The organism is Psychromonas antarctica (assembly GCF_022267535.1).
GTDB classification, from domain to species: Bacteria; Pseudomonadota; Gammaproteobacteria; order Enterobacterales; family Psychromonadaceae; genus Psychromonas; species Psychromonas antarctica.
Genome location: NZ_JAHNZV010000010.1, coordinates 1 through 24,620, shown reverse-complemented (window position 1 = coordinate 24,620; position 24,620 = coordinate 1). Strand labels below are relative to the sequence as shown.

The following is a 24,620-nucleotide window of genomic DNA, read 5'->3' as shown; positions in this document are numbered from 1 at the left end:
AAACACTCCCCAAATCTAATCAGGGAGTAGATAGCCTAGCCCATACTATGGCACAGCAAAGCCCTTTGAAGCGACCCAAACACGATACCACTGCTCAGTGGTCATCTGCACCGTTAAGGCACCCACGCTTTCTTGAACACGGGCTATATTACCTGAGCCAATGAGCGCGACAGGATTAGACGGGTGTTTTAATACCCAAGCAAAAACCACTTGCTCAATTGAGTTAGCACCAAGCTCATCGGCTAGTTCAGTTAAAGTTCCGCGCAAACGCCTTGCTTGATCAGTTTGTTCACTGAAAATCCCTCCTCCCGCTAAACAAGACCAAGCCATTGGGCGCACTCGATATTGTTGTAGTTGATCACAAGTTCCGTCTTCCAGCACGGTCAAATTGATCGGGTTGATTTCAACTTGGTTGGTCATTAAAGGCAGATCTAAACGCGACTGTAATAAATCAAATTGTGATGCCGTAAAGTTAGAAACACCAAAATGTTTTACTTTACCACTCGCTTTTAACTCAGCAAAGGCCTCGGCCACTTGATCGGCATCCATCAGAAAATCAGGACGATGCACCAATAAGGCATCTAACTGCTCAACACCTAAACGTTTCAGTGAATTTTCCGTGGACGTTAAAATGCTTTGTTTGCTGCTATCGTAATGTGATACGCGTTTTTCACCCACTGCTTGTGGCACACCGTTAATACCAAATTTAGAGACAATCTCTATTTGCTCACGCATCGCAGGATCAAGTTTTAATGCTTCTCCAAAAAGCACTTCACTGTCGCCATAAATTGCGGCGTTATCAACGGTACTGATGCCCAGTTCGACATGCTGTTTAAGGAAAGAGAGACGCGCTTGGGGGGTCATATTCCATTCCCCTAATCGCCAATAACCTTGTACTAATTGGGAAAACTCTGGACCATTAGGCGCCATTAATACTTTTTGCACATGAATCATTAAAAACCTCGACTAAGAATGCACTACACCAATTAAGGATAAGTGACCAAGATAACATTTTTATTGTTTTATAACTTTGAACTCTCTCAAAGCTTCGGTTTACAAAAAAGGATACAATATTTGAAGTAATTAGTCGTGATATTTGTATGCACCATTATGGTGATACTGTTGTGGGAAATGGATCAATTTGATCCCAATTACAATTATTGGCACTTCTTTTGACCATTACATAAATGCTTCCAATAAATTACTTTTAAATTACATGTAATATTTAACAACAGGTTAGACAAAAAAATGTCATAATAAAGAGCTTGTTATATTAATTGGCGCGAATATTGCCTTTTAACTTACTTAAAGGCGTCCTATATTAACCAAGGCGCTCTTTTTAACCGAGTAGCGCAAACACTAAAATACGCGGTTGGCAAAGGGTTTTGTCTAACAGTGTTTAATTATTAAAAATATAAAAGAAGCAAAGGAAAAAAACTATGACTATGACTATGAAAAAAGCAATCTTACCTGCAATGATTACAGCACTACTTGCAACATCAGTACAAGCAGCTACGGTATATGATGCTGATGGAACAAGTGCTGACGTTTATGGCCGTATGCAATTTGATATTAAAGATGATGGCGCTGATACTAATGGTGTTGGTACTGCACGTCTGGGCTTTAAAGGAACATCTGTCATTAACGCTGACGTTTCAGCTATCGCAAAGGGTGAATGGCAAGTTGAAGCTGAAAATTCAGGCGACAATGATGAAGAATTTAAAGTGCGTCATTTATATGCTGGTTTTGAAACAGCTGAAATGGGTACACTGATTTTTGGTCAGACAGATACTGCATTTTATCAAGCGGTTGCGGCAACAGATTTATATAACTCATACGGTTACGGGGCTTTCGGTGGTGTTGAAGATGGCCGTCAAGAAGGTCAAATCATCTATTCTGGTGAATTTTCAGGTGTTTATGTAGGCGCTTCTTACCAGTTCCAAGATGAAACCCAATCACTTGATGATTCTTACGCATTAACATTAGGTTATAGCATTGCAGACGTTAGTGTTTACGGAGGTTATCACCTTCAGGAGTTCACTAACGCAGAAGATAAAAAGAACTACGCACTTTCAGCTTCTTACACCTTAGATGATCTTTACTTAGCCGCAGTTTATGCAGGATCTGATCAAGATGGCGTAGCAACTTATAAAGGCTATGATTTATTTGCATCTTACGCAATAGATGCAGCTAAAGTTTACGGTGGTTACACATTCCAAGAAGATACTGAAGCAGATGCAGATACTTTTGATGCGATTACGCTAGGTGCTCAATACGCACTTAACAGCAACATGCTTGCTTGGATTGAATATCAAGCAGATATGTTAAAAGGTAATGATGATATTTGGACAGTTGCGATTCAATACAACTTCTAAATAATTTCGCAGGCCTTGTAGGTTAATATTTTAATAACAACCTACAAAATTGCTAAAGAAACTAAATCCGATGGCTTATGCACATCGGATTTTTTTTAGCTATTATAGCAATCCTCATAAATATAAAATATTAAGATCAAAGCGCCAGCGAAGCTACTTCTGCTTTGGCTTCTTGCGTCTGAGTACTTCTGAAAGATATTTTTTCTCCGATAAATGCCACATTACGCCCCCAAAAATCATGCCACCAACAGTCCAAATCGCAGCATGAATAGCGATTGATGCGGGTAATATAACGCCGTTTTCACCGACATTGAAGAGTAAAATCACAATCAAAAACATCGGCAGTCCCCAGCCCAGAATCCCTCGGACAAATATAAATCGCAGGCGGCCTTTCTCTCTTAATTTTTTCCAAGACTCGAAGTGCTTATCTTTCATCTGTTTTCCTTTGGCTAATTATAGCAATCTGTTTAATGTTTAAACTGCACTTACAGAAACAAAGACAGAGCGGTTACTTGAATATAATAAATTTGATTTCTAGGACATTGCTAGCAATATAAGAGAAATCATATTTGACCTATCCAGTGATCATCACATTCTCTAAAACGAGCATGTATATATTGCACCAGTTCATTAGGCAGAGGGCCGGCTTTAATCATCTCAATATTTTTTTGTAAATGCGCCACATTAACACTGCCAACAATAGCGGTATCTACTCCGTAAGTGAATACCGTAAAGCGCAAGGCCAGCTCTAATTCAGACATGCCAAACTCCAAAGCCATTTTTCTGCGGCGCAGCCAATATGCTTCTGCATAGTCACCATGGGGTTGAGTATCAAAGCGCCAAGGCGCATTGGCAATTGGCCGTTTGGCAATCATACCCAGCCCCTGCTGTTTCGCCTCTACTAGTTGATTATGAATAATACGTTGATCACAAAAATTTAAAGAGGCCATAATGCTGTCGAAACGGTTACTGGATAGAGCACATTTTAAATCTTCATTTTCTCCAGAGTAGGCGATGGCTTTAACTTTCCCTTTTCTTTTCGCTTCATCAAGCGCATCGATGACTTGGCCATCTTGCAATACAGAAGCGGGGCAGGAATGTAGATGCACGACATCAATAACATCCGTCTTCATGGTTGTAAGCGCTTGGTCGATACCCGCTATAATACAGTCATAGGTCCAGTCTTGTTTACCTTCAATGCCATAACCTACTTTGGTTGATAATTTAAATTCATCACGTCGATGGCTGATATATTGGCCAATTCGTTGTTCAGATAAACCATATCCTTTAGCTGTATCGATGAAATTGATGCCCATATCCAACACCTGATTGAGAATTCTCTCTGCTTGCTTTTCTGCTAGTCGGCCATCACCCACCGTGCCTGCGCCATAACCAATCGCAGAGACATCAAAACCTGTAATACCAAAATTTCTTTGCTGCATATTGTTTCTCTTTTTACACAAATAATGCTAAAGATTGTAACAGGTTCCTCGATTATGTTAAGCGCACACCTGCTTTAGCGGATCACAACTTATAACATCAACGTGGCTGCAAAAAGGATCAGTAAATACCAATAAGCACGGAATGAGGAGACGTCACGATCATTGAGTCAGCACAGCGGGAAATAATTACAAATATATATTATACAATCTGTCTTTAGTCATAAAATATAACAGCCTCTGTTGTAGAGGCTGTTTCATAAATGCGGCTAATGGCTACAAGCATTTTGCCCTGAGTCAAGCTTGTCTGCATAATAGTCGGCAACTAACTCGCAAGCAGACTTAACAGCACAACCAATAATAACGTCGATCCCTAACTCCTTGAATAACGTCAACGCACCACCACCAATACCCGCGGCAAGCACGACATCTATATGCTGCTCTTTACTAAGCCAATCGGGTATAACGCCCGGCTTATGCTCCGGTGGCGTTAGTTCGTCTTCTTTAATGACCACGCCATTATTATCGGTTTCGACAAGCGCAAAAAAATCACTATGTCCAAAGTGAGTGGTTAACTTTCCATCAATTATTGGTATTGCAAAGCGCATATTACTGCTTCCTTATATGGTTGGTTTTATGGTTTCTTTGGGGTTCTGCATTAAAACTAAATTACCAGGCTCGACACCCGATAGCATGGCCATCGTTGCGCATTTTATGCGTAATAAGAAAAATAATTTTTCTTCCGCAATTGACAATAATGTTTCAAAATTCCCCTGCCCTTTGGCAAGGACCAAATCGGCATCTGCATAAAGTTGCTGAAATTGCGCGCTTGTTTCAGGCAAAATAGTACCTGGATACACAGAGCCACTGGATATCACCTTAACTATTTGTGTTAAACCTGAATCAACTGCATCTACTAACGTCGCATCATTAATAATAGGTTTATGCCTGACTGCCGCGATGATTAGTAAATTTGGATATTTACTTTGCAGACATTTAATTAACAGCTTATCAAAGACAATCTCTCCCGCATTATCACAGATAAACAGCATATTTTTAGCTACCGCGAGCTTAGCTCTCAACGCCTCTATATCGTAACGATGAAATTTAACCTCTTGCAGCTGCTGCATCTCTTTTTCGAGGTCGAGATCTCCATGGCTTTTAGCCCCAAAATCAATAATATTGCCTGCTGCAGATATCTGAATGGCCGTGTCTAATGGCGACGAGCTTATATTTATCTGCTGCTGTAAATCTGCAGCGTAAGCTCGCGCAACTTTATTTGAAAGTTGTTTTACCGATTGGTAAATATCAAAATCAGCATTTTTCAGCTCAATAATTGCATCAGCAACACTGCGAATAATATGCTGTACAACTATCCCAGTTTGCGCAGAGTTATCCAATGCCACTTGTACCTGATTTAAAAGCTCAGTCGTTTCAGAAGCTGAGATCTGCGCATATTTAGCCGCCGTCTTTGTTTGATTAAGTACACAGGCATAACAGGCTTGAGCGATTCCTTTTCTACTCACTTTTATTCTCCCCCGCCTGTAATACTTTCTATTTTTTGCCATATTGCAGTCAGCTCAATTGCCTCTTGACTATTAGGTGCATATTTTACTACTGGTAATCCCGCTATTTGCGCCAAATTAAATAAAGGCGAATAAATTAATTTACCAATAATCTCCGCCGAATAAACAGCAGCTAGTGCTTCTATCTCTGCGCTTAATTTAATATTAAGATCCCATTTATTAATAACAATCAAAGCGGGTATCGAAAAATGTTTACTTAACTGTAAAACACGCTCTAAATCATGCTTACCAGAAAGCGTAGGCTCGGTCACAATCAATGCCAGATCAACCCCTGTAATCGCAGAAATAACTGGGCAGCCAATACCCGGCGGACCGTCAATAATAACCCAACTTGCATTCATTTCGTTGCCACACTGGCGCGCTTCATTACGCACCTGCGTAACCAATTTTCCGGAATTTTCTGCTCCTGCTTTTAATCGTGCATGTATCATGGGCCCATATTCAGTTGTTGAATGATAGCAATCACCACTATGAGAACTTGGAAAATCAATCGCTGATTGTGGGCAAACTTCAACACAAACCTTACAACCTTCACAGCCTATGTGTTTCACGGCATAACTATCTTGCAATTGTTCGATTGCATCAAAGCGACAGAAATCCGCGCAAAGACCACAAGAATCACAAAGGTCGGCATTGATAACCGCCTCATGTCCACTCATAAATTTATGCTGTTCAAGTAAAACAGGATCTAAAATTAAGTGTAAGTCTGCGGCATCGACATCACAATCAGCCATGACTTTATTGCTCGCTAGTACAGCGAAAGAACCAGTAACGGAAGTTTTACCGGTACCACCTTTACCACTAATAATTACAATCTCTTTCATATTTTTGAGCCTATCATTGCTTGGATCTGTTTGAGCATTGCCAATAGATCTAATTTCATTTCAGGCATTACGTCTAATAAAGATCCGCCCCTAGAATAACTTTCAGCAATTTTACGACTCGCAGGGATCTGTAATAGAACAGGAATATTTTCTTGTTGACAGTAATCAGTGACCATATTTTCCGCTTGCTCAGAACGATTAATAACGACTCCAAAATGTCTTTTCATTTCACGTAAAGTCGCCACCGCCAACGAGAGATCATGCAAACCAAATTTTGTCGGCTCAGTCACTAAAATAGTAAAATCTGATTCCGACACTGTCGCGACAAATGGACACGCAGTACCCGGTGGCGCATCAATAATCGTAATCTGATTATCACTTTGCTCTCTATTAACGGCTCGAATAACCGTTGGCGCCAAAGAATATCCGATATTTAATCGGCCTGAGATCAAGGTTTTATCTTGTGCAATCGTTCTTTTCTCTATGCACCCTATTACACATTCTTCTTCACTAATGGCGCCCGTTTCACACACCAAAGCACACCCACCACAAGAATGACAAAGTGCGGGAAAAACCATTGCAGGATCGATATCCATACAAATAATCGCATTAAACTGGCACATTTCAGCGCATTTACCACAGCTATTACAAAGATCTTCATCTACAACGGGAATAAGCACAGTTACAGGTAGTGTTTCATCTAGCTCAACGGGGAAAAAAAGATGACAATTAGGCTCTTCAACATCACAATCAAGCAAAGTTACTTTTCCGGAAATCGCTTGTGTTAATGCGATAGAAAGTGTCGTTTTACCCGTTCCACCTTTGCCAGAAGCGACCGCTATTTTCATCATCAATGTCCCGCAACATCATGTGTCGTAATTTGCTCTAATAATCCATTTTGTAAATTAGCAATAGCCGTACCAATTACATTTTTTTCGGTCACATAAACCGCTATATTTTTAGCATTCAGTACTTGCATCGCTTTAGGTCCACAATGGCCACTGATCAACACATCGGCGCCCGCCGTAACAATATTCTGTGCCGTTTTAATACCTGCACCTTGCATCGCATTAACTTGCTCACTATTATCTAACATTGAAAAGTTTCTTGTGTCCGTATCAAAAAGAAGAAAAGAACTAGCCCGTCCAAAACGTAGTTCAACTTGTGCATCTAAATTATTACCTGCGGTTGAAATTGCTATTTTCATTATGTATGCCTTCAAGTTACAAATTAATTACCTCTAAATAGAGCAACAAGCATGCCAAGGATAATAGTCATAAAATTCAATTAGTTAAAAAACAAGTGGTTGCACAGTCGCTACTCAACACTAAATTTGAATGCATTTCCGCTACCAAATATTGCAACTCGAAACGCTTCAGTATAAAAATAAAACTTGCTCATACCCTTTATAGGAAGTTTACTCAGGGGCCTTTTAAGGTGGCTAAGTGTTATAAACCATCAGCTTATCACTGACAATAAGAACTCTTTTTTACTTATTTCTAATTCATAGGTTTCAAAGTAAGTGATTAAGTAGTTTAATAATCAACAGTTATAAGAACAAAAACACCTAAGGATTCACCATGAAAAGATTATTAATTACTGGCTTAAATGGCACCGTTGCCCCCGTCGTCGCCAATCTATTTAAAAATAAAGGATGGGATATTATTGCTTGGGATAGATCTCTCGCAGATCCAGAAAACACGACACAAAGCGCAGCCTTTTTTGATCAATATTCTCCTGATGCCGTATGCCATCTAGCGATGGGGAGCGAATCATGGGCAGGTTGGTTGGCTGAAAAAACAAAACAGAAAAGTATCCCTTATTTGTTTACCAGTACCGCCATGGTTTTTGCCAATAAACCTAATGGTCCCTTTACAATCGACAGGGACAGGACTGCGAATGAGCAGTACGGACAATATAAAATCCGTTGTGAAGATAGAATATGGCAACATAATCCCGATGCAATGATTGCTCGCTTAGGTTGGCAAATTGGTGAAACAGCGGGTGGAAATAATATGTTAGAACACTGCCATCAGCAAATGCAGCAAAATAATGCTATTGAGGCGAGCACTCGATGGTTTCCGGCTTGCTCTTTGATTCGTGTCACAGCACAAATCATTTATCAGTTAATTGAACGTAATGAGCCTGGTTTGTACCATATTGACAGTAATACGGAAGAAAAATTAAGCTTCTATGAGCTACTTCAAAAATTAAATCAACACCACAATGCACAATGGTTAATCAATAGCAGCGAAGCTTTTGAGTACGATCAGAGGCTGTTAGATAATCGCATAAAGGTCCCCTCTATCAGTGCAAGTCTGGAATGTTAACGGAGGTCTTGAATAAAATTAACCAATAATTGAGTTGTCTGTAATGTTTAATAAACAAAGATATAAACTGCTGGTTGCTACTATCTCTTTAATAATAGTATTTCCGGTGAATGCACAACAGATAAGCTTTACCGACTCATGGACGCTGCTGCAAAAAAAGAACAATTCGATCGCAGCCGAACGGGCAAATGTTGAACGCTATCAGCAATTACAAAAAGCCAGTGAGTCTTTAAACTATCCTTCCGTGACTCTGGGTGCAAATTACACTCGCTTAGATGATGATATCACCCTCTCTGGCGATCAATTAAGTGAGCATTTAGATACATCAGGCTTATCCGTTGAAGGCGGGGAAACGTTAATGGGATTACTGCCTGTCAGGTCGACAATGGCAGAAAAAGATATGTTTAATTCTTCTATCCGAGCAATATGGCCTATTTATACTGGCGGAAGAATTAGCGCGGCACAATCCTATGCATCTGGCAAAGCAGATGAGGCCATTGCGCGGCTAAAAATGGAAACGCAAGTGCGTTATCAAGATCTCAGCAAATATTACTTTAGTGTGGTGCTGGCGAAACAGGTACTAAGGACTCGTCAATCCGTTGAAAAAGGACTGACCCAGCATCGCGATTTTGCCCTAAAGTTAGAGCAGCAAGGGCAGATAGCTAAAGTGGAACGTCTGCAAGCCCAAGCATCACTGGCGAAAGCCGTCGTTGATAGAAAAAAATCGCAAAGAGATGTCGATATCGCCACTTCCGCATTAACAGAAATTCTCAACCAAAAAGATAAAGTCATTCCACAAAGCACTCTCTTTATTAATCGTTCCCTTCCCTCACTTGCAGCCTTTACCGAACAAACATTGGCGACTTATCCCGGTCTCGATATTTTAAATGCAAAAGATAAGCAGGCGGAAAGTTCAGTAAAAGCAGAAAAAGGAAAGTATTATCCTGAAGTATATCTTTATGGCGATTACGTACTTTATGAAGATGATTCATTAACAAGCGAAGTCACACCGGATTGGTTTATTGGGGTTGGTATCAGCGTGCCTCTTTTTGAAAATACCGGCCGTTCTCATACCATTCAGGCGGCGCATAGCGCTGTTCTGCAAGTACGTCATTTACGTCAACAGGCGAAACAAGATCTTACCGTGCTAGTTGAAAAAATATATTTTGGTGCACAACAGGCAATTGAAGAAGTTCAAGGCCTCGATTCAAGCCTAGCGTTAGCCGTGGAAAACTTAAAATTACGTAAAAAAGCCTTTAATCAGGGGCTGTCAACCTCTCTGGATGTAATAGATGCGGAGCTTTATTTAGCAAGCATTAAAACGCAACAACAAGTAGCCAGTTTTAATTATATTATTGCGTTAACTAAATTACTTGCCCTAAGCAGTGACATGTCTGCATTTACTCAATATGAGTCAAGCTCCTTTCAACCCGGTAAGTCTGAGGATAAATGATGAAACACCTTAAAGCTCTACTCTTTATTTTAATTGCAGCCGCGCTGGTTGGCTGGGTTGGTTACAGCTTTTATCAGGCTTACCAACCAAAACCGATGCGTCTGCAAGGACAAATTGAAGCACAGCAGTACAGCATTTCTTCTAAAGTCGCGGGCAGAATTGAACAGGTAATGGTCGAAAAAGGCGATATTGTTCAAAAAGGCGATCCCATTTTCACTCTCTATAGCCCAGAAATTGACGCCAAACTTGAACAAGCGATTGCGAACAAAGAAGCTGCAGGTGCAATGAATAGGCAGGCTAAAAATGGTGCGCGAACACAACAAATTAACGCGGCGAAAGACCAATGGAACAAAGCAAAAGCAGCCGCAAATTTAATGGAAAAAACTTATCAACGAGTCAATAACCTATACCAAGATGGTGTTGTATCGGAACAAAAACGCGACGAAGCACAGACCCAGTGGCAAGCGGCTAAATATACACAAAGCGCAGCTTTTCAAATGTACACAATGGCCAAAGAAGGCGCTCGCACTGAAACCAAGCGTGCAGCGGCAGAAAAAGTGCGCATGGCTGAAGGCGCGGTTGCTGAGGTCAAGGCCTATGCAAAAGATACTAAAATAACAAGCGGGTTTAATGGTGAAGTTTCTCAGGTGCTGTTACATGACGGTGAACTTGCACCGCAAGGCTTTCCGGTTGTGACAGTGATTGATATGCAGGATGCCTGGGCTATTTTTAATGTAAGAGAAGATCTGCTTGAGCATTTTCCCAAAGGCAAAAAGTTTAGCGCCTATCTGCCCGCCCTTGATAAACAGATTGAGTTTGAAGTTACTTACATATCAGTGATGGGGAATTTTGCTACCTGGCGCTCGACGGATGCCTCGAAAGGGTTCGATCTAAGAACATTTGAAGTAGAAGCCAGACCGGTAAACCTCTCCGATAAGTTACGAGTCGGTATGAGCGTGGCAATTGAGCTATAACTGATGACTGACTTTAAAATTTCTCAGTGGCATCTGCTCAACAATGACAAATGGCTATTGTCGAGTCTTACCTGGATCCCGATATTGCTCGCACTGTCGATCTGGTGGATTTTTTCACAAGCAATAGTCCGAGACTTGCCAGTTGGTGTGGTCGATCTGCAGCGCAGTGTTTTATCAAGGCAGTTGGTTCGAGAATTTGATGCAACCTCTGCGTTGAAGGTTGATCATACTTTCAGTGATATTTCAGCTGCAAAAAATGCCTTTATCGGTAATAAGATATATGCCTATATGATCATTCCTAAAAACTTTGACCGAGACATCTATATTGGCAAGCCACCCAAGGTAAGCGTTTTTTATAACAGCCAGTTTATTCTGGTGGGTAAACTGATCAACAGTGCGGCGCAACAGGCTCACGGCGCTTTCAATGCTCAGGTTGGTGCAATCAAACAGCTGACAAAAGGTAACAGCACGGCATTAAACGCATTCGCAAAAACAGTGCCTATTCGCAGTCAGATAATACCGCTGTTTAATAAAAATTCCAACTATGCCCAGTTTCTCGTTTCCGCAATCGTACCAGCCCTGTGGCAAATCGTGATTGTGGTCTCTACCATACTGTTTTTAGCTGCCAATTATCGTGTTTACGGCCTGAAAAAAATGGTGGGAGAAAAACCGCTAAAGAATTTACTGGTAATGGGGGGATTCTACCTACCCATTTTCCTCACTCAGGGTGTTGCTTTTCTAATCTTCTTTTATACCTGCCTTGGCTGGCCGATGGAAGGAAGCTTGTTGCCACTGATTTTTGCCCAGTTAGTGACGGTAATTGCCTGTATGATTATAGGCAATTTCTTTTTCTTTTTAACACTCGATCCCGCCAGAGCCATGAGTTTTGCCGCCGGATTTACCGCTCCCAGCTTTGCTTTTATGGGGGTCACCTTCCCGGTTATCAATATGAACAGACTTGCTGAAATGTGGCGCGGATTACTGCCGATAAGCCATTATATCGAAGCGCAAATCAGTCAGGTCAGTTATGGCGCGACAGCGTGGGTGACAATTTACCGCTTTACGCCGCCTATGTTGGGATACTTAATTCCTTTGCTTTTAATCTTATTACTCATTAAAAAGCACCTTAAAAAATTGGAAGTGAATCATGAAAGCATTTGAGTTAGTAAAAAAAGAACTTAAAGCTATCTTTACAAATCCGGTTATCACCTTGACCATATTTGGCGGCGTGATCTTCTATTCATTTTTATACCCTTTGCCTTACGCTGAGCAGATTCCCAGAGAGCAGGAGATAACCGTTGTCAATCTGGACGGCAGTCTGACCAGCCATCAACTTGAACGTATGGTTGATGCGACGCCGCAAGTAAAAATAGTCAAACGGGCGCATTCTATCCGTGAAGCAAAAGCGCAGTTTCTGCAAGGAGATGTGCGTGGAATTTTACTGATACCTAAGCACTTCTATCGCGATCTGTTGTTAGATAAAAGCCCGACACTTTCCTATTCCGGAGATGCATCTTATTTTCTGGTTTACGGCACGATCGCTGAAGGTCTGGCCAAGGCCAGTGGCACATTAGCCGCGAAAGTAAAAGTCACCAAGCTGCTGATGGACGGTATACCGCTAGATTTAGCAAAAGAGCAATATTCTCAAGTTAAGCTGAATATGAAACCCACTTTTAACCCCACGCTCGGTTATGTTAGCTATGTGGTGCCTGCGGTCTTCGTGCTTATCCTGCAGCAGACGCTTATTATGGGCGCAGGTCTATTAGGTTGTACGGAAAAATTAATTGATGGCTATTGGAACAAGCATTCCGCATTAACGATAATAACGATCAGAAGTTTAGTTTTTGTCGCGATTTATTACCTGATGGCAAGCTACTACTTTGGCTTTAGTTTCGATTTTTATGGTATTAACAAGCTTGCTTCACCGCTAATTATATTGGCTTTACTCGCCCCCTTGCTGCTTTGTAGTACTTTTATCGGTATTTTTCTAGGGGCGCTACTACCAAGAAGAGAGCTAGTTACCTTTGTTGTTCTAATCAGCTCGATGCCGCTTATCTTTAGCGCCGGTTTTATCTGGCCGCTTGAAAGTCTACCACTACCGATGATCTGGCTGAGCAATCTGTTTCCTTGCACGCCTGCGATTCAAGGTTTTTTAGCCGTCAATCAAATGGGCGCTGATTTTTCACAAATAATGCCTCAATGGCAACTGCTTTGGCTGCAGGTGTTTGTCTGGGGTACGTTGGCTTATGTTACTTATAGACGAGCTCAACGGATCCCGATAAGGTTTCAAGAAACACATACAAACTGATTCGATTTAACCATTTAAAACCAGTTTAACTGCTTCAGATACCTTAATACATGCATCAACGACTGTTGCGTCAAAGCCCGTTCCACGCTTAGATTTAATTTCATCCATAGCGACTTGTAGGCCTAAAGCGGCACGATATGGACGGTGAGAGCCTATCGCTTCAACAACATCGGCCACGGCAACAATACGAGCTTCAATGCATATCTCACTACCTTTTAAACCTTGAGGGTATCCTGAACCATCCACACGCTCGTGATGTTGATGCGCAATATCGGCAATCGGCCAAGGGAAATCAACCGTTTTCATAATATTGTAGCCTACTTGAGCGTGCTCTTTGATAAGTTCATATTCAAGTTCTGTTAGCTTGGTTGGCTTACTCAAAATTTCAGCCGGTATATTAATTTTCCCAATATCATGAATCATTGCCCCCCAACGAATGCCATCAATTTGCATTGGTTGTAAACCCATTTCAGTCGCGATAAGCACTGCTATATTGGCGACACGGACTTGGTGCCCAGCGGTGTAAGGATCGCGAGCTTCTACCACCATTGCGATAGATTGAATCGCCCCCTCAAAACTTTTTTTGAGAATTTTTTCTTCACGTTCGCGCTCACTAAGCAACCTTGATTGTTTAATCGCACTGAGACTCGACACTGAAATAATATCGGTAAGTTTGGTATAGAAATGCATTCCATTAGCTACCTCATCGCGGGTAAATCGAGGTACCCTATCGAGTGCGGCAAGATACGCTTGTTCATCAAAGCCATAAGTCTTTGCTTGCTTTCGAAATAGCTCAACATCCGGGACTTTATCTTTATAAAAGAACTGGCCAATGAAAACATTACCGATATGCTTGCCTCCTATAACGATAGGTGTGACCATTTCCCACATGTTGTTTTTGCAGTTGTATTCCTTAAATGCCCCATGCGCCACACCATGTGTAAGAAGCGTATCACTTTCAATACATTTTTTTCGCGTCTCCGGATGACAACGATGAAATTGAGTACAAATATCTTGCCACCCCACCGCGACTAAAATATTGCCGTGGAGATCCAATATCGCACCTAACATGCCGGTAAGATTATAAAAATCATCCATCAGAGATTGAAGCGCTTGCGCATCTATGATGTCGGATAGCTCTAATGCATCGATTTTAGCATCGGGCTCTAATATCACTTTTAGCTTATTACGGATGGTAGCTTCACTTTGCCGTAAAGTCTGTTGTGCATTTTTTCGGTCCGTAATGTCTTGGATAAAACCAGATATTTTTTGCGCTTTGCCATCGCTATCAGCTATCACTTTTCCTCGACACTCTATCCAACGTTCTTCACCATCACTGGGTCGAGTGATTCGATATTCGACATGGTGCTCATGGCCACTAGAAAAGCATGCTTTAACTGATGCCGAAAAAGTTGGAAAATCCCCCTTATTCATCACCTCACATAATGTTTCTGGGCCCGCTTTAGATTCTTGAACGAGTCCAAACAAAGCATACATTTGCTCCGACCAGATCCCTGTTTTCTGATCAGCTAGCAGCTCCCAATAACCTATTTTCGCATAAATTTGTGCCTCTTTTAGCCTCGACTCACTTTCTTTAAGTTGCGCCAAAGATTCTTTATAACTGGTAACATCTCTGGCAATACCTAATATGCCGATTAAGTTGCCCTTATTATCAGTCATCGGTGTTTTGATCGTTTCGACCAACTCGATGTGGCCGTCATCAGCAAAAGTAAGTAATTCTTCATTCACAGTCGCTTCACCCGCGATTAATGCTTTTTTATCATTTTCTTGGAAAAAATCAGCAAGCTCTTTGTCTATAAAATCATGATCCGTCTTACCCACAATCTCATTTTCTTGAGCGCCATACATTCGTTCGAATTTAGAGTTGCAGGTAAGATAAACACCTTTTACATCTTTTAACCAAATCATATCGGGCACGGTATTTAACAATGTTTTTATCAATGCCTGACTTGATTGTAACTCTGTGAGTAACGTGTATTCTTCGCTGACATCGCGGAAGACCAACACAACACCACTGATCTCACCAGCAGGATTACGAATAGGCGAACCGGAGTCTGCTATTTGGTATTCAGAGCCATCTCTAGCAATAAGCATAGTGTGATTGGCAAGCCCGACGATTAAGCCTGTTTCGAGTACTTTTTTTACCTGATTATTGACCGGTTCGAGTGTATGAGCATGAACAATATTAAAAACCTTAGCTAAAGGTGCTCCTATCGCTTGCACAGATGTCCAGCCAGTCAGTTTTATAGCCACTGGGTTTATGTAAGTAACGACACCCTCTGTATCTGTCACAATGACGGCATCACCGATAGAATTTAGGGTGATCCGCAGGTTTTCTTCTTGTTTATGTAAGGCCCGTATATTTTTGTTTATGTTAGCGTTATAGCGAAGCAATAAACCTGCAATGACGATGCCTAACATAAGGATAAAGCCCATTAGCAATTGTTCCATGAAGTTAAACGTTTGCAGATCGTTAATGATGACTTTCTGTAAGGTGGTTTCAACGTCATCCGCAGCAAGGATAAACTCTAAAAATGCTTGGTCAAATCGCTGATCGAGTGCAGAACCAATGCCTGATGTTGATTGCGCATTCCATCGTTGTTGAGCAATTTGGCGGAAGTAATGCAGACCACGTATCGTTTCTTCAATTTTGAGCCGTAAATGGGGAGAGTTTAGGGCTAAAAAAGTGCCTTCCTGATTCTCACCTCCATCAAGCATCGCATGAGCATACCATTCTGACTGATCAAGATGAGCCCATATTTCCTCGATATCAAGTGTTCGATCACCACTAATAGCCTCTTCAAACCATAGATGTGCAGTAGTCGCTTCAAGCTTAACTTCCATAGCCGCGTCAACCAAAGGAGAGTAGCGTTTTGCTATCTCGCGTCCGGTGTGAAATGAATAGTAAACGATCGCCATTATAAGCAACGTTACAGGAATAGAAAAAAAGAGTATTTTACGAGAACCAACTTCCATTATGTGTACCCATACTTAATATAAAGAATCAAATTTTTTTGCTAGGGGAAGGGGCTTTTTTATATCAACCTGACAGCCACACTATTTATCATAGGTAGTAGCGTAAATTATACAAGTAGATTAGCGCTATGACCTATATCGCAGCTAAGTATAGATGCTAGACATAAAATCGAAGTCTAGTGATTTACATTGAGGCCTTATAACGACACAGATGAGTGCAATTTGGCTTCCCCTAATGGGAATATATTAGCTGCTAAGCATTGGCGGGAGGGACAAGTCATTATTTCTCAATTAAATTTTGCAAAATCAGATCCAATCGTCATTTATTGCCATTTTCTTACCCGTTTATGAACCTTATTGCCCCTGTCATCGTAGTACCTATAAAATCAAAATAAAGGTACTCCAATGGATAAAGAAGTCCTATTACGTTTGGGGGAGGGTATTATGCCTGAAGCCCCAACGGTGCAATTAAATAATGGTAAATATTGTATCCCGCAACATTACCTCACCTATCAACACACTTTGCAAAGTGTTGAAGCTCTTATTTGCGATATTGAATATGATCCGCGTTACGTCGTATTTGCCGCTCAAGGGGTAACAGGGCTTTATATACAAGTTGGTGTCGTTGGCCATGATAATTACCAAAAGCTGCCATTAGCAGGCGGATTGAAGCTATTATTCGGGCGTAAATGGCGCATTGAGCCAGAGTTGCCGACTTCAGAAATTATACAAAGTGTGTTTTTAGCTATTAAAAAATCGCGTGAGCATGAAATACGAGAGCTTTTCAAATTGACTCTCAGTAATAGCATCACCACCCCCTTTAATACTCACATTGATCTACCTTTAATGGCCGAACAATATGAAAAACAACAACATCAAAGAGTTCAGCCGGTGCACATCAAAGCAGAGATGCAAATTGCGAATGTGCTGGGTGCTATTTGTTATGATCACAGCACATTAACGCTACATCAAATTGAGCGGCGAAATAATGGATTATGGTTGCTTGATATTGAAGTACACAAAACAAAACGCAGCACATTACCTGAAACAACAGATCAAATTATTTACTTACAAGTTGATAATTTATCGCTAAATACATTAAGCCGAGCATTAATGGATAAACTTGTTGATCTTAGTAATTCCCATGTGGATAAGCATTTCAGTTATCGAGGATTTCATCGTTTTGATCCAGCGATTGATATCGCTGACATTGCCGATTTATCGCAACAGAGTCGTAAACATGAGTTAACTGAGCACTTTTCTTTTCAATTTATCAAAACAAATCAGGAAGTTGATCAGAAGCGTATTCCACCCGTTCGCCCAGGAAAGTTGGCTCAGAAACATCAATCGATCATTAAGCAATTTCAACTTATTGATCTCTAATGGTTTTAAGAATCCTTAGGAGTAACTTAAAGTAATACGCAGTATTGCTCACCTTGGTAATCTAAAAAATCCTGCATGCGGGGGATTCATTACTATTGGGCATATTCTCCCCCCATTCTTATGTAGGCAGATAAATTCTGTACGATTAAGCTCTTTTAATAAAAGGGGCCTAATGGCGGGGATTGAATCCGCCACAACCGTAATCACAATCCTGTTGGCGGAGTTAGTTTTAGTTGGATTTACAGGTTATAAACACTTCACTTCATTATATTCTTTATTCGCTAATGCTTGTTTTATTTTTTGAGATAATGCACTTCTATCATTTTTATTTAAAATACAAGCATCTGAGCAATAGACACTTTTATCTTCGAGTATGAGCCAACTTTCCATGACGAGGTCTAATTGATTCGACTACCCCAGTGAAGACATAATTAACCTCAATTCTGGATAAGCAAACTGATACTACCTCCTATTTTCGCGTATTTCTGTGTTAAATCATATCCCAATAATCAAGTTAGATAGCTACTCCATCCCCATGCAATTTGCATAATATGTTACCGTTGCAGGCCAATCACTGAAAACACCGATAACACCCACTTGTTTTGCGAGTACATCCAAAACCTTCATGGTATCACCATCACTTTTAATGGCATCAGTGACACTTTGATAATACCAACCACCACCTTGTGCCAAGGGCCCAGAACGTTCAAGTGACCAAGTTATGATATTTAACCCAGCCTGTTTCGCATACAAAGCATAAGCTGACGGAACTATTTCGCCTTTCTCATCTAACGTAAGTAATGCATAGATTGGTGGTGCAATAATGTTTACTCCTGCATCAGCAAGTGACTTCATATTTTTTAATGATGCGTTGAAATCGTTATCTTCATACATTCGCGCATCAAGAAAGACGGCTTGCTTTGCAAATTGAGGATTATTTTTGATCCAGTACTTTATATCTTCAAGATTAAAAGACTGTAAATAACTATCCGATGCACTAATCCCAGCCTCTTTTAATTCATCGATTAGTTTTTTTGCATACATTTCCTGAGTGAAACCATTATATGGCATCTCTACGGCAGCTGATTTTAGCTCTGGAGTCACTTTTATACCATGCGCTTTAAACAACGCCGCACTTTCAGCATGTGTCATCAAAGTACCACGAGTAGCATAAAGATCAGTTCTCCAACTGGTGTACCTCGCATATACTCATCTACCGTTGTTGCCATTGGATTTGAACCATCCATTTTTCCTTTTAATGTTTTAAATTCACTTAAAGTAAAATCAGACGTCCGACATTCAGCTTGTGCTTTTATACCATTAGCGGGATCTGCGGGGATAAAAGGGGTTGTGCATTTTGCGGCTAATTTAGGATGAGCTAACACATCTGTTGTGGTATGAAGATCACTTTGTGAGTGACGGCAAACTAACTGTTTGTCTTTGGTGAATGTGACATCACATTCAACAATACCTGCTCCACTCCTAATGGCTGCCAAATAAGATTCTTTAGTGTGTTCGGGAAATTGCATTGGCGCACCACGATGCGCAATAGAAAAATCACTTCTTTCAAATGTACCTTCACTACATTGTGATAATTTAGCCTTCAAAGGACCTTCATCCATTTCATCAACTAAAAACAACGGTCGAACACCAATAAATACTGGCTCACTAGCCCATGTAGAAAATGTACTTAACCCTAACGCTAACATAATAAATGACGTGGTTATTTTTTTCATTTAATCTTCCTTGTTTTAATTCTTTTTTGACACAAAAGTTCAAGTCACAATCTGCATAAGCAACCGCTTATGCAGATGTATTTAAATTAATTACTGACCTGATTTAACCGTTTTAATGAGCAACTGACCGATGTCAGTATGGTGAGAAAGTGACGAAAAGGGTGACGTCGCTTGATCGGGCCCATAAGCTATAACAGCAACAGGTGTCGCCGTATGTGTTCCTGTTCCCCAGACAACATTTTGCTCTTCACTCATTGCTCTTCCGATTAAGTCATTTCGAATCTCTTCACCGTAAACATAGAAAGCTTCAAAGTCATCAACTTTTGGGAATGTTTCTGCTTCCAGATACTTATTGTGAGCATCATGGAAAGTATTTGTTTCTCTTTCTAAAATCCTCTTCGCCTGAGCTAATGTAATTTTAAAATCACTATTTGCATTAACGATTTTTAGTAAAGACTCAGGCTTTAGGTCAGATTTATCATATGCCGCCATCATATTCCCTAAGCTCATTTTTTGATTGTAGAGTTTGTCTAAGATTACTAAGTCACCAAAGTTAAAGTTCGGTTTATAATCTCGATTTTTAAACGCAGTACCTGAACGTTTTTCCGCTTTTGGTGGATTTGCGCGAGAATAACTAAAGCCAAAACCACCTGTTTCATGATCGGCGGTGATAACCACTAACGTATCTTGACGATCTTTGACCCACTCATAGACATATTCTATTGTTTCATCAAATTTAAGCATTTCATGTAACATCGTCCCGGCATCATTACTATGACCCGCCCAATCAATCTGACCACCTTCAATCATTAAAAAGAAACCATCAGGATCTTTAGATAATGTATCAAGTGCCTTTATCGTCATCTCTTTCAAACTTGGCTGAGTACGTTGAGCAGAGTCTTTGCTATTGCTGTAGGTAATGCCGTCATTCATACCCGAATAGGCAAATAAGCCCAGAATTTTGTCACCTTTTGCATTAGCCAGCATTTTACGTGTATGAACGACGCTATAACCTGCATCTTTTGCTTCAGTTAGCAGGTTCTTTTCATCTTTACGTTTAGACTTGATCTTAATATCACCACCTGTTTGCTTAACAAGTTGTTGATATAGTTTCCCTTTTTTGTCATTTGCCGACATTGGGATAAAGTAACGTAACCCTCCCGAAAGCATGACATCTACACCAGTGGCTAACATTTCTTCAGCGATTTCATTTTCTAATGAACGATGTGGCTGATGAGAAGCAAATGCGGCGGGTGTTGCGTGAGTTAAGCGAGTATCAGAGACTAATCCCGTTGCTTTGCCGAGCCTTTTAGCTATTTCTAAAACACTTTCAACATAATTACCATCCATATCGATGCCAACGGATTCTGATGGTGCGTCTACTCCTGAAGCCAAGTGAGCCGCAGAACATGCAGAGTCAACAACCAACTTATCAGCAGGGTTATGCAATGACATGCCTAATACGCCATTATCAATGATTTTTTTCATTGCCGTCTCGCGACCATTATAAATAGAATGTGGTGCTTGACGGGCATACTGTTCCAATAACCCCATTTGTCCTGGGCCCATACCATCACCGATCATCAAAATAACATTTTTAACGTGCGAGTCTGCAAGAGTTGAATAACTTGCAAGTACTAAAGAAACTGCCAAAAATGTCTTAGTCGCTAGTTTAAAATTTCTCATAGGTTTTCCCTTCTTGGAATAGTGGTTAACAATTGAAGAGACTATAAAGAAAGTATATGACGTTTAGGTGACTGCTAGGCTAATTTCACGGACAGAGCCACTATCAATGGGTAAAAAATGGTTAAAAGAATCCCAAATCTTTTTCGCTATTTACTCTTGCAAAGGTTATCGCCGTAAAGCCCCGAATTATCATGTAGTTAAACACGATAAAATAGGCCTCCGGCACAGATCCGTACGTGCGCTACAGAAAAACAAGAGGGTCAGTAAAAACAAGAGGGTCAGGTCTTTCATTTTGCATTTCATGACTATGTTTTTTTATTAGCCGATATTATACGACTTACTAATGAATAATGTATTTCGAAATGAAAGCCGATTTCTTTCATTGTATATCCACCAGATTGGTAAGCTTTAATAATCACTTCATTACGCGTATTAGATTGCTCTTGATAAGTTTTTAATGGCAAGGGTGACAAAGAACGCTGTTTAAACGGGATTTCAGATACATCACCTTCGTGCAATTCTTTTAATAATTGATACTTTTCAACAAAGGTATCATCACCTAAATATATTTGATGCTGTAAATCATCCCAAATGGTTTTATTTACCCCCTCTTCGACAAAGTGGATGTATTCTGCAATCGCTACTGACCGTTTTTTACCAAAATAATTCAACAACGCATCTGTTGCTAACCAGTTCGGTGAAGACTGCTTTCCAACCATGCACTGCCAACTACTCCACAGCCATTCATCAGGGGTATTAACCATTTTCGCGCGCACTGGGTTTAAAATAATATAACGACAGAGTTCTAATAAATAAGCATCTTTATCAACTAAAATAGCTTTGTAGCGCCCTTGAAAAAGATGCCCTACTCGACTGTACTTTCTATTGATTGATTGCGTAAAAACACCGTTTAACTGACGCATACCTTTACTCAAATTGGCATCGGGAGTTTCAACAAGTAGGTGGTAGTGATTATCCATTAAACAATAAGCATGAATCACCCAGTTATAACGTGAACAAACAGTATTTAATAAATTCAAGAATATCTCGAAATCATTCTCTTCAAGGTAAATAGCTTTTCTTTCATTACCACGCGATGTGACATGATAAAGCGCACCTGAAAATTCGATACGTAAAGGACGACTCATAAATACACCTATAAATTAACAGTCAACATCACAAACATAGGTTAAATAACAAACAAATGCAAAATGAAAGACCTGCCCCCCCCCTTGTGACCCCCCTTGCTTGTTCCACTCTAAGTACAAAAAAACGCCCTAGGGAATTTAACTCTAGACAAAAAAGGCCACCATTTCAGGTAGCCTCAGTAGTTGTGCGTAAACGGGTGTTATGGTAAATACAAAAAACTCCTTAGATATGGTTTGTAAGCAACTTTAATATTGCGCTCCTATCTACTTCCGCATTACGACTTTTTTCCTTTTCAGACAGTAGATTAATAAAATCAACTGGAGACAATTCAAATTTATTATCTTTTTTACTAACATCAGCACCTTTGGCAAGCAAGTATTCCACTAAATTTTGGTCATTAATCATAACGGCCGCTAGAAGAGGGGAAAGACCATCAATATGATTAACAAAATCAATAGAAGCACCATTGTTAATAAATAAATCAAGATATTGGTATCGAAGGTTTTCATCTCGTAGATTAAACAAAAAAGCTATACCTATACCTTCTTCTAGACTACGAACATCTGACTTTGTTACGCGATAATTCACTAAATATAAGTTACAAAAACCTGTAGGTATTTTGTAAGCATCATCACTCGTGGCACAAATAATAACATCTTCAATATGACTTTTATCTAATACATATAAAACAGTACCAAAATACAAACACACACACACAACTATGGAAGTTATTACATAAGCAATTTTTTTCACTATTAGGCCCATACTTTTTTGTTATTTGAAAATGGGTGCAAAGCTAAAACCCCAAAATTATTATCATTCAGCTTTGCCACTCCATTTGCATGACTCTGTAATTTATGGACAAAGTTATATTCAATAGAATCACAAACTCTGTCATAGATTTGAATTTTGGTTAGGTCTTTTACTGTTGCGTGTTTAAACCAGTGTTTCATAGCTTTTTTGCCAAACTTAATTAATATCTTTTTTATACCTGCTCGAGGATTTGATAATAATGCGTTAAGTAACGAATCAACGAAACCAAGACCATACGATTGATCCACAGCAGTTAATAATAACCCTTGAGCAAATTCTCTAAGAGCATCGTTAACCGCAATACGATCTATTAATGAGTGATTTCTTTTAAAGATAAATTTAAGAATTAATACCGTTTCTTCCTCATTAAAAAGAAGTTCATCTAAATTAAATTTTTTCAATTGAACCCTTAATAGGGCTTTTTCTCTAGCGCTTTTAGTCACAATACACCCCTTTACTTAATAAAATAAAACAAATGGCATTTATATCACAATTAAGTAAATATAGCTATGTAAGCTTCAAACCTTATGCAGGAAATGCCTGTTATGTTAAGTAGTGATTTTTTCTTATGCAAATAACCACTTCATTATCAAATCAACACAAACCTCTTAAAAGCAATGCTCAATTATTCGATATCAACCTCGAAATAGCAGGTTAAAAAAGTTGTATTAAAGACGTTTTTGGGGACATAAAAAACGCTTTTCCCATTTAGCTACTTTTTCGAGCCCAAGCGGCTAAATATACCTGAATTACCCTCAAACATTTATGAGTCACTTTCTAGCTCGCCTGGGCCGTTTTCGAGTTAGCTTTCTAGGTCGTATAGGGGCACAAAGCCTTAGAAAATTTTATGCTGCTTATCTGTAACCTACTCTATTTCGGCTTAATAATGGCAAAAAGCGAGACTTGATCCCGTTGTTTGTTTCTCTAGTGCAAAGGATTGTTTATGGTAAAATAAATCTCTTACTAGGAGATTTTATAGCTGATCTAACCAAAAGAGATAAAAATATTTTAGAGAAGCACCTGCAAATGGAGGGTGGGCATCTGCTTAACTTTACACACAGAACGCTTGGTGACTTTTTTGAAGACTTTGATATTGATATCTATAACGAAGCTTATGTCCGGGGATTAAGCTCTGGCGCTAAAGCAAACAAAATGCGTGGCTTTTGGACTATAAGTGATAATGAAACAGTTGGCAGAGTGCTACTCGGTTTGATTGGGATATATGACGAAGACAGAGGGGAGGGTGTAAAACAAACTGTGTAAATGCCCGTTAGATATGGGGAGCTAGTTGCTCCTCAAATTCGATTATAAAGCGATTTAAGGCGGGTTTCCAATTCCTTATTGGCATAGTCCACTTTTTAGACGCGGCTTGAATGGCTAAATACACCACTTTGAACGCTGCGTCATCGCTCGGAAATACCTTTCTCGTTTTAACTGATTTTCTAATCACACTATTTAATGATTCAATCGCATTCGTCGTATAAATCACCTTACGGATATCTGCGGGGTAATCGAACAGCGTATTCAAGTTCTCCCAGTTAGCATGCCATGAACGACCGATTTGAGG

At 40.0% G+C, this 24,620-nt stretch carries 23 protein-coding genes and 1 pseudogene; 8 read left to right on the top strand and 16 right to left on the bottom strand.

Features of this window, described 5'->3' with window-relative positions:
• Positions 1–45: 45 nt before the first annotated feature.
• Positions 46–954, bottom strand: a complete 909-nt coding sequence (locus tag KSO91_RS04505) for an aldo/keto reductase (RefSeq protein ID WP_238741738.1) — start codon at positions 952–954, stop codon at positions 46–48.
• A 485-nt stretch (positions 955–1,439) separates the two neighbouring features.
• On the opposite strand from KSO91_RS04505, the gene KSO91_RS04500 reads away from it, so the two are divergent.
• Positions 1,440–2,375 carry a porin gene (locus KSO91_RS04500; RefSeq protein ID WP_238741737.1) on the top strand — a complete coding sequence of 312 codons (936 nt, stop codon included), beginning with the start codon at positions 1,440–1,442 and terminating at the stop codon, positions 2,373–2,375.
• Between the two features lie 153 nt (positions 2,376–2,528).
• Here KSO91_RS04500 and KSO91_RS04495 read toward each other — a convergent pair whose 3' ends face one another.
• From KSO91_RS04495 to KSO91_RS04465, 7 genes are all read right to left on the bottom strand, one after another.
• On the bottom strand, positions 2,529–2,810 hold the full coding sequence (locus KSO91_RS04495) for a hypothetical protein (RefSeq protein ID WP_238741736.1): 282 nt from the start codon (positions 2,808–2,810) through the stop codon (positions 2,529–2,531).
• Between the two features lie 128 nt (positions 2,811–2,938).
• Complete coding sequence (locus KSO91_RS04490; protein WP_238741734.1) at positions 2,939–3,817, bottom strand: aldo/keto reductase; 879 nt, start codon at positions 3,815–3,817, stop codon at positions 2,939–2,941.
• Positions 3,818–4,083: 266 nt separating this feature from the next.
• On the bottom strand, positions 4,084–4,422 hold the full coding sequence (locus tag KSO91_RS04485; RefSeq protein WP_238741732.1) for a NifB/NifX family molybdenum-iron cluster-binding protein: 339 nt from the start codon (positions 4,420–4,422) through the stop codon (positions 4,084–4,086).
• 12 nt (positions 4,423–4,434) lie between these two features.
• On the bottom strand, positions 4,435–5,340 hold the full coding sequence (locus tag KSO91_RS04480; RefSeq protein ID WP_238741731.1) for a damage-control phosphatase ARMT1 family protein: 906 nt from the start codon (positions 5,338–5,340) through the stop codon (positions 4,435–4,437).
• 2 nt (positions 5,341–5,342) lie between these two features.
• Positions 5,343–6,224 carry an ATP-binding protein gene (locus tag KSO91_RS04475; protein ID WP_238741729.1) on the bottom strand — a complete coding sequence of 294 codons (882 nt, stop codon included), beginning with the start codon at positions 6,222–6,224 and terminating at the stop codon, positions 5,343–5,345.
• Positions 6,221–7,075: a nucleotide-binding protein gene (locus tag KSO91_RS04470; protein WP_238741727.1), complete on the bottom strand. Its 855-nt coding sequence runs from the start codon at positions 7,073–7,075 to the stop codon at positions 6,221–6,223. The genes KSO91_RS04475 and KSO91_RS04470 overlap by 4 nt, the downstream gene beginning before the upstream one ends.
• Entirely contained in the window at positions 7,075–7,431 is a 357-nt protein-coding gene (locus tag KSO91_RS04465; protein ID WP_238741725.1) for a NifB/NifX family molybdenum-iron cluster-binding protein, read from the bottom strand. The genes KSO91_RS04470 and KSO91_RS04465 overlap by 1 nt, the downstream gene beginning before the upstream one ends.
• 373 nt (positions 7,432–7,804) lie before the next feature.
• On the opposite strand from KSO91_RS04465, the gene KSO91_RS04460 reads away from it, so the two are divergent.
• The 5 genes from KSO91_RS04460 to KSO91_RS04440 are packed head-to-tail and all read left to right on the top strand — an operon-like array spanning position 7,805 to position 13,289.
• Complete coding sequence (locus tag KSO91_RS04460) at positions 7,805–8,554, top strand: sugar nucleotide-binding protein (RefSeq protein WP_238741724.1); 750 nt, start codon at positions 7,805–7,807, stop codon at positions 8,552–8,554.
• Positions 8,555–8,597: 43 nt separating this feature from the next.
• Positions 8,598–10,007 (top strand): TolC family protein, encoded by a 1,410-nt coding sequence (locus KSO91_RS04455; protein ID WP_238741722.1) that lies wholly within the window; start codon positions 8,598–8,600, stop codon positions 10,005–10,007.
• Positions 10,007–10,981, top strand: coding sequence for an HlyD family secretion protein (locus tag KSO91_RS04450; RefSeq protein ID WP_238741800.1), 975 nt, complete (start codon positions 10,007–10,009; stop codon positions 10,979–10,981). The genes KSO91_RS04455 and KSO91_RS04450 overlap by 1 nt, the downstream gene beginning before the upstream one ends.
• A gap of 3 nt (positions 10,982–10,984) precedes the next feature.
• On the top strand, positions 10,985–12,142 hold the full coding sequence (locus KSO91_RS04445) for an ABC transporter permease (RefSeq protein WP_238741721.1): 1,158 nt from the start codon (positions 10,985–10,987) through the stop codon (positions 12,140–12,142).
• Positions 12,129–13,289: an ABC transporter permease gene (locus KSO91_RS04440; RefSeq protein WP_238741719.1), complete on the top strand. Its 1,161-nt coding sequence runs from the start codon at positions 12,129–12,131 to the stop codon at positions 13,287–13,289. Before KSO91_RS04445 ends, KSO91_RS04440 begins: the two co-directional genes overlap by 14 nt.
• 6 nt (positions 13,290–13,295) lie before the next feature.
• Here KSO91_RS04440 and KSO91_RS04435 read toward each other — a convergent pair whose 3' ends face one another.
• A complete protein-coding gene (locus KSO91_RS04435) occupies positions 13,296–16,286 on the bottom strand; it encodes a PocR ligand-binding domain-containing protein (protein ID WP_238741716.1) in 2,991 nt (996 codons plus the stop codon).
• A 405-nt stretch (positions 16,287–16,691) separates the two neighbouring features.
• Between KSO91_RS04435 and KSO91_RS04430 the strand changes: the two genes are divergently transcribed.
• On the top strand, positions 16,692–17,669 hold the full coding sequence (locus KSO91_RS04430; RefSeq protein ID WP_238741714.1) for a hypothetical protein: 978 nt from the start codon (positions 16,692–16,694) through the stop codon (positions 17,667–17,669).
• A gap of 246 nt (positions 17,670–17,915) precedes the next feature.
• Here KSO91_RS04430 and KSO91_RS04425 read toward each other — a convergent pair whose 3' ends face one another.
• The 6 genes and pseudogenes from KSO91_RS04425 to KSO91_RS04400 form a co-directional block, all read right to left on the bottom strand.
• Positions 17,916–18,059, bottom strand: a complete 144-nt coding sequence (locus KSO91_RS04425; RefSeq protein ID WP_238741712.1) for a hypothetical protein — start codon at positions 18,057–18,059, stop codon at positions 17,916–17,918.
• Positions 18,060–18,191: 132 nt separating this feature from the next.
• A pseudogene (locus KSO91_RS04420) lies at positions 18,192–19,378 on the bottom strand (glycerophosphodiester phosphodiesterase family protein).
• Positions 19,379–19,495: 117 nt separating this feature from the next.
• A complete protein-coding gene (locus tag KSO91_RS04415) occupies positions 19,496–21,091 on the bottom strand; it encodes an alkaline phosphatase (RefSeq protein ID WP_238741710.1) in 1,596 nt (531 codons plus the stop codon).
• A 305-nt stretch (positions 21,092–21,396) separates the two neighbouring features.
• Positions 21,397–22,239, bottom strand: a complete 843-nt coding sequence (locus KSO91_RS04410; protein ID WP_238741709.1) for an REP-associated tyrosine transposase — start codon at positions 22,237–22,239, stop codon at positions 21,397–21,399.
• Positions 22,240–22,462: 223 nt separating this feature from the next.
• Positions 22,463–22,993, bottom strand: a complete 531-nt coding sequence (locus KSO91_RS04405) for an ankyrin repeat domain-containing protein (RefSeq protein ID WP_238741707.1) — start codon at positions 22,991–22,993, stop codon at positions 22,463–22,465.
• A 2-nt stretch (positions 22,994–22,995) separates the two neighbouring features.
• A complete protein-coding gene (locus KSO91_RS04400) occupies positions 22,996–23,496 on the bottom strand; it encodes a hypothetical protein (RefSeq protein ID WP_238741705.1) in 501 nt (166 codons plus the stop codon).
• Positions 23,497–23,956: 460 nt separating this feature from the next.
• Here KSO91_RS04400 and KSO91_RS04395 point away from each other — a divergent pair, with 460 nt between their 5' ends.
• On the top strand, positions 23,957–24,316 hold the full coding sequence (locus KSO91_RS04395) for a hypothetical protein (protein ID WP_238741702.1): 360 nt from the start codon (positions 23,957–23,959) through the stop codon (positions 24,314–24,316).
• Between the two features lie 7 nt (positions 24,317–24,323).
• On the opposite strand, the gene KSO91_RS04390 is transcribed toward KSO91_RS04395, so the two are convergent.
• A partial coding sequence (locus KSO91_RS04390; RefSeq protein ID WP_238741701.1) for a transposase occupies positions 24,324–24,620 on the bottom strand: 297 nt, incomplete at its 5' end.